Source organism: Legionella birminghamensis, assembly GCF_900452515.1.
Lineage (GTDB): Bacteria > Pseudomonadota > Gammaproteobacteria > Legionellales > Legionellaceae > Legionella_C > Legionella_C birminghamensis.
This window is the reverse complement of sequence record NZ_UGNW01000002.1, coordinates 104,315-121,313: the sequence shown is the minus strand read 5'-3', so window position 1 is coordinate 121,313 and position 16,999 is coordinate 104,315. Positions and strand designations below refer to the sequence as shown.

Sequence of the window (16,999 nt, the reverse complement as noted above, 5' to 3'; positions counted from 1 at the left end):
TGATATTTTAAAAAGAATTTTAACTAAAATTAGCCATGGCATTTAGTTTCTTACTTAACGCTTCAGCGTTATTTAAAGAGCCAAGATATACACGCAGCTCATTAAGGGGTCTATGATTTTTTAATAATGGCGTTGCCCATAAAAACAAGATATCGCTATCAGATAATATTTTTTGCACCACATCTGGCTTTTCTTCTAGTAAAATCTCAATTGCACAAGCCACCAACCATTTAGAGGTGGATAATTCGCCTTTTGCGATCTCTTCAATAGTCTTGGGAGCAATACTTTTATCTTTGTTAAAAAGAGTTCTGGCTTTTTGGTGCAGTTTTTCTGATTTATTGTGTATGGATAGTAGCTCAGCAAATACGGCTTGAATTTTAAATGACACGTCTGCCTTTACATTCTCGGACAGCCCCAGCTGATTAAGAATGGCCAGTGCATGCTGCTTTTTGTCATCAGGGAGGCTGGCGGTATTTATTTTAAGTTGCCCAATAGCTGCACTGATCATAGCATCATAAACATTCAAGTTAATATGTTCTTTAAGGCAAAGCTTACCCAACTCGTCAATAGCGTCAATAAAGCTGCCCGGCAACCTGATTCTAAAATCTTTTTGTTCGGACAGTGCCTTTGTAGAGAAGTAATGCTCAATCGCCTCCAGATTATTCATGTAATGTTTTAACTCAATGGCTTCCTCCTGGCTTAATTTATCCCAGCTGTCAAATTCATTGCAGTGATTTGCTTGAAATGAACCATAGGTTGTCTTTTTATCAGCTGATTGCACATGAACTCTAGGCGGTTTGTTCATGTTTGCCTTCACGGCAAACGATAATTTTTTCATGAGGCGGCTCCTGTTAATACATTCCCCCTAAAGGAGGGATGATATCAGTATTTATAATCCGGTATTTTTTCAATTCTATTATCTATGAATTCAACGAGTTGATCGCAATAAACCCCCTTCATCGGTTTATAGGGAATTTGTGGCCATATGATCATGTCTTGAAAATCTTTATTCAAATAAAAGGAAATATTGTATAAGTCTCGGGCTTCATCCAGTTCTATACACACAAAACCATCTAAGTAACGCGCGTGAACTCTCATTGCAAGAGCGTTATCTGAAAGCTCATACCATTTAGATACTCCCCACGACCAGACGATCGCTTTGTTGGTATGGAGCAGTTGTTGTTGAATACGTTCTGGAATAGTCATTGTGTTCTCCTATGTTTTTACTATTGGTCATAAAGACAAGAACAGTATAACAAATCCAATAACATATTCAACTTATTTGATAAGTTTTATTTATCAAATAAGTTGATAATACATGTTGACATTCGTTGGTATTCTTGCGATACTGTATCTGTTCCTTGAGAACAATAGTAAAAACATAGGAGAACAACATGTTACCCGTATTATCAAAAGAAAAATTATTCAAATTAGCGCCATCCATCTTCACACAAGCAAAATCTCATCAAACCAGCACCAAGTACTCCCCCATCTCAACTGAGCAAGTCATTGATAAACTCATGTCAGAAGGGTTTTTCCCCACTTGGGCAACTCAGACCAAAAGCCAGAACCAAGAATCAAAAGTATTTGCAAAGCACATGCTTCGTTTTCAACGCCATGATGTCATGCAAAATAATCAGGGACTTTACCCAGAACTGGTTCTCATTAATTCTCATGACGGTTTGTCATCCTATCGCTTAATCGCTGGTCTTTTCAGGGTTGTCTGTGGTAATGGACTGATTGCAGGACAATCGTATGACGAAATCAGAATTAAACATCAGGGCAATGTGATTGAAAATGTCATTGAAGGCACCTATAAGGTGATAGAAACGGCGAATAACATGCTTGATGCATCGGATGATATGGCCTCAATTCATCTGAACGATGAGGAAAAAATGATTTTTGCCGAAGCAGCCCATTCACTAAAATTCTCGGATACAGAGGGAGGCATGAGCGTTAATCCTCAGAGTTTATTGCAACCAAGGCGTTATAGGGATCAAACAGATAATGATCTATTTACCGTGTTCAATATCCTTCAAGAAAATTTAATTAAAGGCGGGATCCGTGGCCATCGTTTCAATAAATAGGGGTTTGAAGTCCAATGGTACGAAAACGTACGCTAAAAAATTAATCATAAGCACATGCTTGGAACTCTTTTTCGACTAAATGTGATTTGTTGTTAATAACTTGGCCACTTAAGTTACCCAATTCTCCCTGAGCTTGGGTTAACATCCAAATAAAAAGAGATTCCAAATTATTTCCAGATCGTTTTGTGATTTCAAAATCATCAAAATATATTTTTGCAGTGTAAGTAAACATTTTAATTCTCGATATAAAGAAGATAAAGGCGCAAATATGAATGCGAACTAGAAAGTATAATATGATGAGGTCGAAAAAAAACGTTTATACACTCTAATTTAATTATAGCACCGGATAGATATCCTAATAATTTTAGGGCTTAAAAAACTTATATATTAAAATAAATAAAACTCCTGCTACAGCACAAAAAATACTGGCCAATAGTATCCCTAAACGAGCAGCATTGATAACTTCTTGATTGAACGCTAAATTAGCGATAAAAATAGCCATTGTAAATCCAATCCCAGCTAATATACTGCCACCAGCTAACAAAATCCAATTAAGATCTTTAGGTCGAGTTGCTAACCCCAAAAATACGGCGATAAAACTAAACCCAAAAACACCTAGGGGTTTCCCTAAAATGAAGCCTAAAAATACCGCAGCGGTAATTTCATGAGTAAAATCTGCAGAAGATATAGGTATGCCTGCATTAGCTAAGGCAAATAAAGGTAAAACTAGATAGCCGATCCATGGGTGTAAAAAAAACTCCAATCGCTCAACTGGAGAAAGAACCTCACGAGCAGCTACTTCAGTCACGTGAAGTGCTTTGCGATCTTCCGTATCGCCACTCCAGTGCTCGAGTTATTGTCAAATCTGGTGTATGCCCATTAGGCGGCCACTCTGTTTGACTGCTCATTAACTTGCACTCCGTTTACAAATTTCACATTATTAACAACTAATGTTAATAGGTTAAACCCTCTAATTTTAATCCATCGTTTTTGAGCCACTTCCATGAGCTTAAAGACCATTGCCAGGGTGGTGTCTCTGGAGCCACAGTTTCTGGACTTATTAGTCCTCAGACGCACTGTAGCGAAGGCAGATTCAATGGGATTGGTTGTCCGTATGTGAATCCAGTGTTCGGCCGGAAAATCGTAGAAGGCCAACAGTTCCTCTTTGTCCTTGGCCAGGCACTCCATCGCTTTTGGGTACTTAGCGCTGTAAAGCTCCACCGTATTATCAAACGCCTTATAGGCCTCTTCTTTGGTCGATGCCATCCAAATCTCATGCAAAGCGGCCTTTACCTTTGGCTGCATCGATTTGGGTAGCTTGTTTAATACATTCGCTGTTTTGTGCACCCAGCACCGCTGTTGCCGTGTTTCAGGGTAAATGGCTCCAAGGGCACTCCAGAATCCCAATGCCCCATCCCCCACGGCTAACTTCGGAGCCGTTGGAAGGCCTCGTTGGCGCAGGTCAGTAAGCACCTCACTCCAGCTCGCTGCGGACTCTCGATACCCATCATTAACCGCTACAAGCTCTTTTACCCCGCTCTCAGTAACACCAATGATGACTAGAAGGCACACCTTGTCATCCATGCGAACCTTGCTGTAAATACCATCAGCCCACCAATAAACATAGCGTTTGTCGCTTAAATCCTGGCGTTGCCACTCTTTGTGTTCATCAAGCCATTTTTCTTTTAATCGCGACACTGTATTGGCTGACAGTCCGCGCGCACTCTCGCCAACTAACGCGGATAAGGCTTCTGTATAATCTCCTGTTGATAACCCTTTTAAATACAGCCAAGGAATGAGTTCTTCCATGCTCTTCGTCCGTCTCAAGTAGGGCGGCAACAACTGACTGCTAAAATGAATACCTGAACCGCTACGATCTCGTACCTTCGGGACTTGAACCTCTACTTCTCCTATCCCCGTCTGAAGCTGTCTCGCGGGGAGATAACCATTCCTGACTACTGCTGGACGACCATCCAGTAAACGCACGTCTGAGTACGCTGAGAGCATCTCTGATAGTTCGGCCTCAACCGCTTTCCTTATCAACTCTTTTGCTCCTTGTCTCAACACCTCCGTTAACGGGTCTTCAAAGCCCTTGGCTACCGCTGGTGTCGATGACTGCTTTAGATTACAATCCTTCATGGCGTATCTCCTTTGTTGATTTGTGTTCCGACAAGAACAAGCAACAGAATACGCCACCTAATTTATTTTGTCATACACCACTTTCGACTATAACTCCCAGTGCTCTCCAGTGGATATGAAACCATGTGTTCTAAAATCATATGTAGTCGTTTATCACTTACCCAAGTTTTAGTAGGAGTCATTAATCCTAAAATAACTCCGGTTACCGTGGGATGAATTCCTGATGCATCTATTGCCATCCAAATGAAAGAACCAACAAAAAAATAGGCGCTAATATTTCGAATCCCCAGGTTTTTCATTATTTGTATAAAAAACAACCCTAATACCGATATAAAAAGAGCTGTCCAAGAAAGGCCGTGACTATATCCGATGGCAACAACCAAAATCGCGCCAATATCATCAATAATCGCCAGGGACAACATGAACATACGGAGGCTTTGAGGAATATGTTTACCCAGAAGTGCCAAGCAGCCAATCACAAAAGCAGTATCAGTGGCCATAACCGTGCCCCATCCTTTCTGCCCTGGTCCGCCGGATTGGAGCATGAGATACATTAGAGCAGGCAGGAGCATTCCGCCCAAGGCGGCCATAATAGGAAATGCGGCCTTCCTGGGCTCTCGTAGCTCACCAAATACTATTTCTCTTTTCAATTCTAAAGAGACAAAAAAGAAAAACAACGTCATTAAGCCATCATTAATCCATGCGTGCACTGAGCGAGAAAATTCGAAAGTACCCACGTGGATTCCTAATGATATTTCCCAAATAGATAAAAAAGAGCTTGACCAAGGAGAATTTGCAATAATTAGTGAAACAACGGTAAATAACAATAATAAGCATGCTGTACTTGTCTCAACACGAATATAGTACACAAAAGGTTTTGATATCAGATGAATGGGTTCTTTAGGTAATTGTGGATTTATAGGCACTAATTATAACTCCATTTAATGTGTACTATTATTTTTAATAAGTCATCTAACCTTATCTTGAAGCAGTTTATATACGGTTGATCTGCCAATTCCGATTTGCTTAGCAATTTCTGTTGCGCCTATGCCAGAAGTATAAAGTGAAATAATTTTATCTCTGTCTACAGTGCGTTTTCGTCCAAACTTCACTCCTTTGAGTTTAGCATCAATGCGACCTTCATTCGTTCGCTCAAGGATACGTTGACGTTCTGCCTGGGCAACAGCAGCTAAAATGGTTACTACCATTTTTCCCATAGGACCTTCTGTACTGATTCCATCATCGAGGAAACGAATTGATACTCCCATAGCATCAAATTCTTTGATTAATTGAATCATATCCGCAGTGTCTCGTCCGAGTCTATCCAATTTTTTAACCAAAATGACATCACCTTCCTCAACTTTAATACGAAGCGTTTGTAATCCATCACGATCACAATGACTACCAGTAGCTTTGTCCGTAAATAGTCGATGTGATTTAACACCAGCATCCTTGAGCTCTTTAATTTGAATGTCTAAAGATTGCTGATTGGTTGAAACACGAGCATATCCAAAGAGCCGCATAGGTTAAAAGTGTCTCCTTAATCGATTTGTAGAAACAATGTCTAATAATCAGATAAAATACGATTTTATAGACAGTTTATGATAAGGTTTTTTGATTGTCTATCAATTTATAATATTGTAGACACCTTTTAATTATGTTCTACAAATGATGTTGATATGAGAGAGTGGTATGGCAGTAGATTTTTTAACCGCAGAACAAAAAGCACAATATGGTCAGTATGCAGGTGAACCCAATGAAATTCAGCTTGCGCGCTATTTTCACTTGGATAAAACAGACTTGGCATTTATTGGCTTAAGACGTGGTGATCACAACCGACTTGGTTTTGCCCTTCAATTAACCTCAGTCCGATTTTTAGGGACATTTCTTATAGATTTGTCACTTATACCCCTTAATGTTCAAATTTTTGTTGCTAATCAATTATCAATCACTGACATCACCATACTAAATAATTATGCCAAACGTGATACAACGAAACGGGAGCATACTGCACTTATCCGAGAATATTATGGGTATCGAGATTTTGCTGAATGGCCATGGGTATTTCGTTTGAGTCGACTACTTTATGCCAAAGCATGGATAAATAATGAAAGACCAAGTTTGTTATTCGATTTCTCTACAACATGGCTGGTTCAAAACAAAATAGTTTTACCGGGTGAGTCTACCTTATCCAGATTAATTTCTGAAATCCGAGAAAGATCTGCTCAGAGATTATGGAAACGTTTATCCTTTTTGCCAGCAAAAAAACAAAAAATTGAACTTGAAGCCATTCTGCAAGTACCCAAAGGAGAACGCTCGTCTCGCTTTGATTACTATCGAAAAGGGCCTGTAACAATCAGTGCCCTAGCATTTAAAGAGGCAATTAAGCGTTATCTGGAGTTACAGGCTTTTGGATTTAGTAATTTTGATTTTTCTCATATCCCTCCTGCACGATTAAAAAATTTGGCACGTCATGCGGGTGTAATTTCTGCAAACAAAATATCAAGGATGCCTGAAAATAAACGAATTGCCACTTTAGTAGCCTTCGTTAGAACCTACGAAACTATAGCTCTTGATGATGCATTAGAGTTGCTAGATCTGCTTATTACAGAAATTTCAGGTAATGCAAAAAAAATTGGCCAGAAAAAAAGATTACGAACATTAAAGGATTTAGATAAGTCTGCCCTGACCTTGGCAAGAGCCTGTGAGATCCTTTTAAATGAAAATGCGAATAATACTCGGTTACGTGAATCTATTTTTTCTTCGATATCTAAGGAAAATATGCTTGAATCAGTTAATGTTATAAATCAATTGGCTCGCCCAATGGATGATAATTTTCATGATGAAATGGTGGATCAATATGGAAAAGTTCGTAGATTCCTTCCTCGGGCACTAAATAATATAACATTTAAAGCGGCATCAGCAGGAAAAGATACTTTAAAGGCATTAACTTATCTTGCAAGCAAGAGCTCATCACGAAAGAAAACGCTCAAAAATCCACCCGTTGAAATCATTACTCAACCATGGAGGCGGTTGGTTTTTGATAAGGAAGGGAATGTTACAACACATGGTTACACTCTATGTTTCCTAGATAAGTTACAAGATAGCCTGAGGAGAAGAGATCTTTATGTTGAGAATAGTGATCGATTTGGAGACACTCGGGCCAAATTAATCCAAGATGCCATTTGGAATAACAACAGAATACAGATTTGTCGCTCCTTGGGGCATCAAATAGAACCTCACGATGCCATAGAAAGCCTAACGAGTCGACTAGATGCTACTTATAAAAAAGTCGCTACCAATTTTGAGAATAATAATGCCATTACAATCGATGATTCAGGTAAACATCCTTCACTAACTATTACGAACTTAGATAAACTTGATGCGGCACCTAGCTTAGATCTGCTTAGCGAACAAATTAAAGCATTATTGCCTCAGGTTGATCTTACCGAACTGATTCTTGAAATCCATGCGCATACTGGGTTTCTTGATGAGTTTACTCATGTTAGTGAATCAAATGCGCGTGCAGATGATCTTTCAATTAGTATGTGTGCAGTACTTTTGGCAGAGGCCTGTAATATTGGACTTGAACCATTAATAAAACATCATATTCCTGCACTAACTCGTCATCGCCTAACTTGGGTTAAACAAAATTATATCCGCGCTGAAACATTGGTTCGAGCTAATGCAAAACTAGTTAATCATCAGTCTACTATTCCTCTAGCAAAAAAATGGGGTGGTGGCGATGTAGCCTCTGCTGATGGTATGCGTTTCGTTACACCTATTCGTACAATTAACGCTGGTCCTAATAGAAAATATTTTGGCTCTAGCAAGGGAATTACCTGGTATAATTTTGTTTCAGATCAATTTTCAGGATTTCATGGCATTGTTATACCAGGAACATTAAGAGACTCCATCTTTATTTTAGAGGGATTGCTTGAACAACAAACGGTTTTAAATCCAACTGAAATTATGACTGATACAGCAGGTGCTAGTGACATGGTATTTGGCTTATTCTGGCTACTTGGATATCAATTTTCACCACGACTCGCAGATGTTGGCGAAGCAGTGTTCTGGCGTATAGATAAAGAAGCTGATTATGGTGTACTCAATGATCTGGCTCGTGGTTGCGCTAATACGCAACGTGTAGAACAACATTGGGATGACATGATGAGAATAGCCGGTTCACTGAAGCTTAGTACCGTCCAGGCATCAGAACTTATTCGTTCTTTATTAAAAAGCGACAAACCATCAAGTTTGGCAAAGGCAATTATTGAGGTTGGTCGAATTAATAAAACACTGTATCTTCTTAACTATATTGATGATGAAGATTATCGTCGTCGAATACTAACCCAATTGAACCGTGGTGAAGGAAGGCACCGTGTTGCCAGAATCATTTGTCATGGCCAACGCGGAGAAATTCGTAAACGTTATCGTGAGGGACAAGAAGATCAGCTTGGAGCCCTTGGTTTAGTGACTAATGCTGTCGTTCTCTGGAATACTATTTATATGGATGCGGCACGGAATTATTTAGAACAGAAATCCATAATCATAAAAGAGGAAGACGAAGCCAGGATTTCACCTCTTCAACATGGCCATATTAATGTTCTTGGCCACTATTCATTTACTCTAAGTGATTCGATTATGAAAGGCCAGCTAAGACCATTTAATCAGCTAGTGGAGGAGGTTACTGAAACTCCTTAGCGTACATTTTCGTACCACTGGACTTCAACACCCTAAATACGGTTATACCACTCGTACAAAAACCAGAGAAGTAAAAGCCATTGATCAAAATGTCAGATTAAATCGTGCTTTGTGGACCCTTACTGAAAAAATGATGGAAATAAAAAGATAGTTTCTCATTGGTGAACAAAGGTCCTCCTTTGTTCACCTCATAAGATCGAAAACAAGCATCAAATTAAGGACATTTATGAAAATAAGATTATATCATGGTCGCAATAATCCTGAACAAGAAATGGATGATTGGGGGTTTGAGGGTGTAACACTTGATGGTGTTGAGGGGATTATATGGACTTATGGAGTGCCAAGAGTTTATTTTGTTAATGAAAATGCTTTACAGATAGCCAAGGGTTTGACGGGTTGGGATGCATTGGGAGATGGTTTAGAAATGCATGTTTTTGAAGATTTAATTAAAACGAAAGAGGGGTTCTTTGGGGATTGGGAGTTAAGCTAATGTAACCACAATAATATTGCTGCAATGAAAAGCTCACTTAGGTGGGCTTTCCTCAGTTCACTTCCACCTTTTATTTTCTTTTCTTACTTCAATAATTATCAAAATTTGGATAACTACTTCCAATAATCAAACGAATTATTTGGATTACTTACATGGGTATTAGTGAGTCCAGAATAATAGCTCAAGTGCTGATGAAAAGAGTGATTAGTATTAAATCCGAAAGGGCTTCCCCCTGCATCATATGCCCCGAGCATAGGCAATCCGCTAACAGGGTTTACTCTAAAGGTTTCGAGTAAGCTGGAATTGATCAATTGATGAGTAGAAATAGTCGTATGAACTTCCTCACTTATTCCGTGGTGTTTGCTCATAAAAGGCAAAACATGACGTTTAAAATATTCATTTTCAATATAGTTAAAGTGCTTATCTTTCGATGCAATGGCTTTTTGGTATTCAAGATAGCCTTGTGGTGGCTCTAATACAAAATCTTTAATGCGAACCATTAACTGTATTATTTTTTTGATAGCGTTAATCACTTCAAGATCCTTTTGAAAAAATAGTTTATTACCGAATCGACTGAATTTAACTAAAAATATCCCTTCACAGGCGCGCAAAGAAATGCGCTATTTTTATTTTGTTTCATCCGGTGTAGCTATACTTGTAGTAGCCCTCCATAAGCATTGTGCCGAGTTGTATTTCCCCCGAATCTACACACACCACGCAATGAAGATTGCTTTTTTAATATTGCGTAACCATTTGATTTAATTGACATAAAATATTTCTTCAATCACATAGCCTCCGTTTTACAGGAAACAATCAAATCTTTATAGTTTACAATAGTAAACAATAACCCATATTAAATCAAGGGCTCATCTTTTAGTTTACAATTGTAAACGACAGGTTTACAATTGTATACGCACAGATATTCAATCAATTGGAATGTTATGAAAGGGAAAGATGTAATCTCACTGCGTATCTCCGAGCATGAGAAAGATTATTTACAGAACATTGCTAAAAACTTTGACCTTCAAAAACGTGGTTCTGATGCCCTCTCTTACTCAAAGGCTATAAAAATACTATTGGATTTCTGTTTGCATAATGACATCTACCCCATGAAGCGGACAGAAAATCCACTCCAGGAAATGAGGAAGATGCTCGAACAAATCCATGCCTCAATTCCCCACTTGATGTACCATAACCATTTGCAGAGCTTATTGCTTTCGTCAAAGTTTAACGATGATTCTTTAAATCAAATCAAACAGAAAACGGTCGATTATTTAAACGGTAATTTTTCTGGATTCCAAAATATTTCTTATAAAGAAGTTAGATTTAAAATGAATGGCATTGGTTTGAAAACAGTACCGATTGAACAGGGAGAGTCCTTATGGAAATAACAATTGATCTGGGCGAAGATACCATTGATTCATTGAATAAAATATCTAAAATTAAAGGCAACGCTTTTACAACGGCTGCTGCCGAAATGGTATCCTTTGGCGCACGTATCTACCTTCAGTCCCTTGAGCAATCCAAAGAGGATCCCACTACAAAGCTTTTGCTTGAAAACAGTGTTCGTTCGAACGAAATTCTGACCGAGTTACTGCATATCGTATATGACAAAAACAAATCCAAGATAGGCGCCTTTGACGCCGATACGGCGTTAGCCCTTATTGAGCGCATGGTGTCAAACTTTAGCAAGGGAGCCTCTTAAAGTTCCCTTTCCATTTCCCGGTTCAATCGTGAGTTATTTAATTCAATGGAGCGATTATTTTCCATAAACTCTTTGTTATAAGAGCGCTCTTTAAACCGATTAATTAATAGCTGATTTAACTCTAAAAATTCGCCAGTACCCTTTCTATGTAGACGCTGCTCCTGGTTTATAAGCGCTTGAAATCTGTCTTTTCCCAAGCTTGTTTTTTTATCAATTACTACATTCTCCACTTCGCACCGGTGTTTAAATTCATCCAAGCTTATACCTTGTGAAAGCTCTTTTCTTAGCACGTCTCTACCCTCTTTAACAAGAATGTCGTTTAAATCGGTATTTTCTTTTTTGGGTATAATAATGGATACTTGGAATCCAGCATCATTTAATCGCTCGGCTGCTCTAATGATCGGGTTGGTTTTTTCATTTTTTGCATATTTATAGGTAGCTTTCCCATCATTATCAACACAAAGAATAACATTATCTGGCAAGTTCTTAGTATCAATATTGGCAAAATTGGATTTACCCAGTACAGCATATACCGGCGCTTTCTCATTCACTTGAAGGATGCTTAACCCCGTTTCTACCCCTTCGGTAATATAAACCGTATCGCCTTTACCATTATTATTTAAATTAACCACATAATTCTTAATGGAACCAAACGTCTGTTTTACAGACTCGCAGGATTTATCTTTATCCCCGGTGCTTTTGTCTAGCTTAGTGACTTGGACATGATGGATACGCCCCTGCTCGTCTTTACTAAAGGCTAAGAGTGCTGGGACGTATTTATCGCCATTTTGCGTACGTGTATACATTGAGGGGCAATAACGAAGGTCTGCCTGGTCATAATGTTCTAAACCTCGATGGACCAAAAGATATTTTTCGGCCAAGCTCCCTTTGATTGGGAGTGATTTCTGAAACAATGATTGAGCAAGATTGCGCTTTCCTTCGTTTTTTAGCGGCATCTTTGATCCAACCTTTTCTTTTGGCGCTTTTCGCACATAGTCGGGCATATAATTGATAAAGCGCGCGGCATAGTCCAATGCATCTTTAAAGCCAGATAAGCCTTGCTCCTGCTCGATGAGGTGAAAAAGATTCCCGGACTCCTCTGTTTCAAAGTTATGCCATAAGCCGGTATTGATATCTATTTTCAGACTTCCCTTCGAACCATAGCGATAACAATTTTTAGTCGATAGTTGGTGGTTGGGTTCACCTAACAAACTTTTTACTAGAGGCTCAGTGACTTCTATTAATGTCTTGTAAACTGCTTCGGCATTAATAACAGGATTCAGTTTACCGTCATTCTTAAGCACCGCATCATTATTTGATAAGACAACATCCTTGTTTAGAGCGGCCTCATTCTTTTTATGAATGACATTAGAGCGTATCGATTGTTGCTTTGAGTGTTCCTGCCTATAGTGTTCCGCTGTTAGTACAGCGGACGTTTTATCTGCATCCCTCTGTTTTAGTGGATCTTCAAGACGCTCAACGAGTCCGTCTAAGTGATCGGTATAGATGGTGGCTTGATGACTCGCGCGTGTTAAATCAATTTCATGTGAACGATGGGTGGTCACCACGATTCTATCTTCTAACTCCAAGGCAATCACTAACTTTCTCGTAGCGCCCTGGCTGGAATAGGCGGTGTTCGTATAAGCATAGTCCCAGTGCTGATCGGACTTCTTGGTTAAATCAAGTACTACTTCTTTTTCCCCATGGTGAAGGATTGCAGTTTGTCCCCGCAAATGGGTGACGGTATATTCTTCATTGGCAATTATTCCTTTGTCTGCATCATTGCGCTTTAAGCGAATTTTATCCCCTGATGCCAGCGGAAATTGATGGTATTTATAAAAAGAAGGCATTGTTTTTGGAAGGATTGAAGCACTTATGGAATAGCGGGTATTTGCATCATCCGTACAAATTAATTGATTCCTCTCTGGATCTATCTTCTTTACCGTAAAATACCCATCTTTCTTAGCCACGGAATAGTTTTTCCCAAATCGAATGACATCTCCTGGTTCAAAGGTTTTGGCAAACACCTGGTCTGCCTGGTCAATGCTCTTTGAGAATAACCGTCCGCATTGGGTGTCATCCCCTACTATCCGATGTTGTTTTTTTAACCCATCACGGATTAACATTTCAATCGGCGTTCGGTCTTCATGCGCATGAACCACTATAAGGGTGTTTTCCTGGCAATCAGGGGTTCTACTTAAGAAATCCTCTGATATGGCCTCATAAATCAGTTTGTAATTTTTTTCTCCTTTGTTATTGCAGTCAATTTCTATAATCGAGGAGGTATTTTGTTTTGAATGACTCCGACGCTCAATAAAGGCTTCGGGATTAATATGTTTTATCACCTCCAGGGCTTGACCGACCTTTCGTTTGGAGGAAAGTTCTGCTGCTTTCTTTAATTCAGGATTGGGATTTTGCCGTACAATCTCCTCCATATAGGCCGTTTTTTGCGATTGGCTTTTAATGGTTAATTCATGAGGGATCCCTGATGAGAGTGATTGCAGCTGGGTGATATCCCCTGTAAACGCAATCCGAGAGTTAGCCTCAATACCTTTCTTCTGTAGCGCGTGATATTTTTCATTATCAATCATGGAGCTTTCATCTACGATTAATACGTACCGAGAATCAACAGGCATATCATTTTGTAAAAAACTATCAATGGTTTGCGAGGGAATGCCATTTGCATTTAATTCCTCAACGGCTTTATGGGTTGGCGCTAATCCCAGAACCTTAAATTCATTCTCCGTTGCAATTTCTCCGACATGCCGCATCATGGTGGTTTTCCCTACACCAGCCAATCCCTGAATCGAGACAAATCGGTCGGCCGTCGTGGTAATCAATGTAATTGCATCTTTTTGCCCTTGAGTCAGAGAGTCAGGCAGCGATAGCAAGCGGGATGTCTTCGGCTCGATAGGTGTGACTTTATTTTGCTCTGAGAAGTTGGCATTCAGTATTGATTCTTCAAGCTTCAGGGCCTCTTTGGTAGTCCAATAGGTCTCTAAGTAAACCAAATCTTTAGCCATTCGCTGCTTTAAAATAGGCGCAATGTCTTCAAAATCAGCTTCGCCTAAGGCGTATTTGAGGGCATGGGTCATCAAGTCACTGTGCTTAAAGGCTGCATTTCGCTCCGCACATTTAGCGACCGCATAATGGATGGCTGCTTGGGCGATGTGCTCTTTATCCTGCAGTTTGAGCTCGAGGTTATTGATTAATGCCTTAAGCTCTTTTTCAATCACCGGATTGGCATAAGCCATTTCTCGGTAAATTAAATCAGGTTTTTTCTGTTGTACCTCAAAAGCAGTCCATTTTTGCTGCGCTTTCTGCAAAAATTTCTGAGCCTTTACCTCATCCCTGGTAAAGAGTGTTACGTTCTTAGCATTTTCTCCTATCTCACCCATTAAATTACGGCTTAGTTGATAAGGGTCAGCACAAACAAAAGCCTGCATCGTATTGGGGGGAATTTCCTGGGGTTGTTTACAGTAATCATAAGAAAAATAGTTTTCTGACAGCGTTTGGTGATTTAAAAAAAGGGATTGCGCACCGTGTTGAACATACAGACCGGATTCGGTAATCTTTGAAACGGTAAATGCGCCTTTTGCTTCAAACTTTCGTCTTTGCACATACAGAGGACGCTCATTGACTAGGCGTTCACCAACTGCAATGTCCAATCGTTTTTCACGAGAGATTCGATACTCTTCCTTCGAATGGAGAGAAAACTCACTTTGTTTACCCAAAGAGTTTTCTAGTATCAAGCTGTTTTTATTTTTTCCGTGAACAATATAATGTTTTGCAGCCCTACCCTCTTTATAAAAAGAAATTCGGTCACCTATCTGGTAAAAATCAGCTCGCTCCCTTTGTGGTTGCGTCAAGTTGACTGCGCTTAATACTGAAACGGTGGTCGTTTGTCTGGATAATTGCCCCTGATCAATTAAGCCTTCTCTGATATGACTATTAATGGCATCCTTTTGCTTATTATTGATTGCAACCAACGTATGTTTCTGTTGTTCTTCAGGTGTTAACCTTAACCAGGTGGAAATCATTGACTCAAAATTTTGTTTTTCAACAGCAAGCTTGAGCTGGCCTTTAATCGGATTACTGAATGAGTGATGGGAGTGCACGCCATTGTCTTTCAAGAGCTTAATAGGATTACCCGCACTAAATCCGAGTGTGGAAGCCGAGTTGTTAAGTAAAATGAGTTTGCTCTTATTTTCTTTCGTTAATTCGCTTAATGCAGTTAAATCATTTAATGAGAGTTTTTGCGCATCATGAACGATGACCACATCTTGTTTGTTTTTAGTCCAAAAGGACGATTTAATTCGTTTTCCATAATGGTATTGAAAGCCGGATACCGTATGGACGATATCGTCTTTGAAGAAATTTTTGATTCTTGAAATAAATCCATCCTGAGAGTGTTTGATTTCTTCGCGTAGTTGCAACGTTTTCAATCGGCCTGGATGAAGCACATAGGGGTTTAGTTGCAGCTCTGACGCTAAATTCACCATATCCTGAATCAATTCTTTTTCGGAATGAAAGCCATTAACATCAATAATTTGTATTCGATCGGGACTTTTGAAAATGTCAGATGCTAGCCCGTATCCAGCTAGATGAAGGGAGGAGCCAGTCTTTAAATCCTGCGTAACACCGCTTATAAATTCCTTCTCCAGGCAGAGCAATCCATCCGTTGTATAATATTCTAATGGCTTTCCTTTCAGCGCTTCCTTAGCAAGAAGGGATTCAATCTCCTGTTCAATGGCTTCATGGCTGATTGTTCCGGCCGAGAAACTCATAGCCTGACGAACCAGTGCGCCATGCTGAATTTGGGTGGAGTATTCGGATAAATGTAAAAGCGCATCGGCCACTGCTTTTTGAGCATTGGAGCTTAAAGGTTTCGTATGCGTTTGCTTTACCTCTCCCTGTCCTTCATTGCGTTTTGATTGTTGAACTATCGCTTCCAAATTCAAGCCAAGTCCTGCAATTTCTTCCTTCCAGAGCTGATGCAATGATTCACTATCAACCTCTATCTTTTTTTTACGCGTGGATAAATTAGACTTCTCTGCGGCCTTCGCACTCCTAGTACCCCGCTCTTTCATATCCTTTACGATTTGTTCGCGTCTTTTTGAGGTGACCTTTATCGCTTCTTCACTAATACCTTCGATTTCAAAATTTCCATAGCGATCTTTGACACGAATCGAGTAACCTATCCCTCTTACTTTTTTAGCTAAAGAAGACATATACACCAGACCCAAATAATGTTGATTACTATAGATTAATTCACGAAAACCATGGTCAAGGTTCTCTTTATCATTTTTAGCTCTTGAGGATAAGGCACGCCATAGACCATCTGAACGCTCCGTCATATTCAGGATAGCTAAGTGCGTATGCAAATCAGCATCTAATTCCCTCGAGGTTGTATGAATAAACGAAGCAGCTACTAAGTTTCTAGTCTTTTCAAAGGTTGTTTCCTTGTTAAAGGTAATACGCGCCTCCGCCGCTAACTGTTCAATACGTTCAAACGTAATACCCACTGCCTCTTCATGCGCCTTCAATAATCGTTCATCTTTTCCAACCAATGCTAAAATAGAAACCGATTTCGGTGCCGATAAGGTTACATCAGTCCCGGGACGGTGTTTTCGTTCTCCATTCTCCATGATCCCTAATAGTTGACCGCTGGGTAATTCGCCACTTAGCAATTTTAAAAATGGCTCAGGTTCAATAACACCGGATAAGTGAAGCTGTTTAGCACCGTTGCCGAGCCACCTAGACAAACTGTTTAAAGAATCTCTATCACTTAAATAGTAATTGTCCTGATTGGTATAATAATGAAGCGCATCATTGGCACCGCCAATTTTATTTAGAGTAAGCATTTTTTATATC

General features: G+C 39.6%; 14 protein-coding genes. 5 read left to right on the top strand and 9 right to left on the bottom strand.

All coding sequences use genetic code 11. The annotated features are described in order from the left end of the window. Window positions 1–19: 19 nt before the first annotated feature. Together DYH42_RS15985 and DYH42_RS15980 are read right to left on the bottom strand one after the other, a co-directional pair. Window positions 20–838, bottom strand: a complete 819-nt coding sequence (locus tag DYH42_RS15985) for a hypothetical protein (protein ID WP_058522401.1) — start codon at window positions 836–838, stop codon at window positions 20–22. A 44-nt stretch (window positions 839–882) separates the two neighbouring features. Continuing rightward, the gene (locus DYH42_RS15980) at window positions 883–1,206 is read right to left on the bottom strand and encodes a hypothetical protein (protein WP_058522400.1); all 324 of its coding nucleotides are present in this window, start codon (window positions 1,204–1,206) and stop codon (window positions 883–885) included. 188 nt (window positions 1,207–1,394) lie between these two features. Between DYH42_RS15980 and DYH42_RS15975 the strand changes: the two genes are divergently transcribed. Then, complete coding sequence (locus DYH42_RS15975; RefSeq protein ID WP_083503042.1) at window positions 1,395–2,087, top strand: DUF932 domain-containing protein; 693 nt, start codon at window positions 1,395–1,397, stop codon at window positions 2,085–2,087. Between the two features lie 40 nt (window positions 2,088–2,127). Here the strand turns inward: DYH42_RS15975 and DYH42_RS15970 are convergent, their stop codons facing one another. From DYH42_RS15970 to DYH42_RS15950, 5 genes are all read right to left on the bottom strand, one after another. After that, window positions 2,128–2,319: a hypothetical protein gene (locus DYH42_RS15970; RefSeq protein WP_058522399.1), complete on the bottom strand. Its 192-nt coding sequence runs from the start codon at window positions 2,317–2,319 to the stop codon at window positions 2,128–2,130. Between the two features lie 132 nt (window positions 2,320–2,451). Further along, window positions 2,452–2,895 carry a Na+/H+ antiporter NhaA gene (locus tag DYH42_RS15965; RefSeq protein ID WP_058522398.1) on the bottom strand — a complete coding sequence of 148 codons (444 nt, stop codon included), beginning with the start codon at window positions 2,893–2,895 and terminating at the stop codon, window positions 2,452–2,454. A gap of 71 nt (window positions 2,896–2,966) precedes the next feature. Beyond that, on the bottom strand, window positions 2,967–4,226 hold the full coding sequence (locus tag DYH42_RS15960) for an IS256 family transposase (RefSeq protein ID WP_115316897.1): 1,260 nt from the start codon (window positions 4,224–4,226) through the stop codon (window positions 2,967–2,969). 62 nt (window positions 4,227–4,288) lie between these two features. Next, complete coding sequence (locus DYH42_RS15955) at window positions 4,289–5,152, bottom strand: Na+/H+ antiporter NhaA (RefSeq protein ID WP_083503139.1); 864 nt, start codon at window positions 5,150–5,152, stop codon at window positions 4,289–4,291. Window positions 5,153–5,194: 42 nt separating this feature from the next. Further along, window positions 5,195–5,749, bottom strand: a complete 555-nt coding sequence (locus DYH42_RS15950; RefSeq protein WP_058523948.1) for a recombinase family protein — start codon at window positions 5,747–5,749, stop codon at window positions 5,195–5,197. Window positions 5,750–5,918: 169 nt separating this feature from the next. Between DYH42_RS15950 and DYH42_RS15945 the strand changes: the two genes are divergently transcribed. Continuing rightward, the gene (locus DYH42_RS15945; protein WP_058523949.1) at window positions 5,919–8,930 is read left to right on the top strand and encodes a Tn3 family transposase; all 3,012 of its coding nucleotides are present in this window, start codon (window positions 5,919–5,921) and stop codon (window positions 8,928–8,930) included. A gap of 226 nt (window positions 8,931–9,156) precedes the next feature. Further along, window positions 9,157–9,420, top strand: coding sequence for a hypothetical protein (locus tag DYH42_RS15935; RefSeq protein ID WP_058523950.1), 264 nt, complete (start codon window positions 9,157–9,159; stop codon window positions 9,418–9,420). A 113-nt stretch (window positions 9,421–9,533) separates the two neighbouring features. On the opposite strand, the gene DYH42_RS15930 is transcribed toward DYH42_RS15935, so the two are convergent. Further along, window positions 9,534–9,953 carry a hypothetical protein gene (locus DYH42_RS15930; RefSeq protein ID WP_242604335.1) on the bottom strand — a complete coding sequence of 140 codons (420 nt, stop codon included), beginning with the start codon at window positions 9,951–9,953 and terminating at the stop codon, window positions 9,534–9,536. A gap of 408 nt (window positions 9,954–10,361) precedes the next feature. Here DYH42_RS15930 and DYH42_RS15925 point away from each other — a divergent pair, with 408 nt between their 5' ends. Both DYH42_RS15925 and DYH42_RS15920 read left to right on the top strand, forming a co-directional pair. Next, window positions 10,362–10,811, top strand: a complete 450-nt coding sequence (locus DYH42_RS15925; protein ID WP_058523951.1) for a hypothetical protein — start codon at window positions 10,362–10,364, stop codon at window positions 10,809–10,811. Next, on the top strand, window positions 10,802–11,125 hold the full coding sequence (locus tag DYH42_RS15920; protein WP_058523952.1) for a hypothetical protein: 324 nt from the start codon (window positions 10,802–10,804) through the stop codon (window positions 11,123–11,125). Before DYH42_RS15925 ends, DYH42_RS15920 begins: the two co-directional genes overlap by 10 nt. Here the strand turns inward: DYH42_RS15920 and traI are convergent. After that, complete coding sequence (gene traI / locus DYH42_RS15915) at window positions 11,122–16,989, bottom strand: conjugative transfer relaxase/helicase TraI (RefSeq protein WP_058523953.1); 5,868 nt, start codon at window positions 16,987–16,989, stop codon at window positions 11,122–11,124. The genes DYH42_RS15920 and traI overlap by 4 nt on opposite strands. Between the last annotated feature and the right edge of the window lie 10 nt (window positions 16,990–16,999).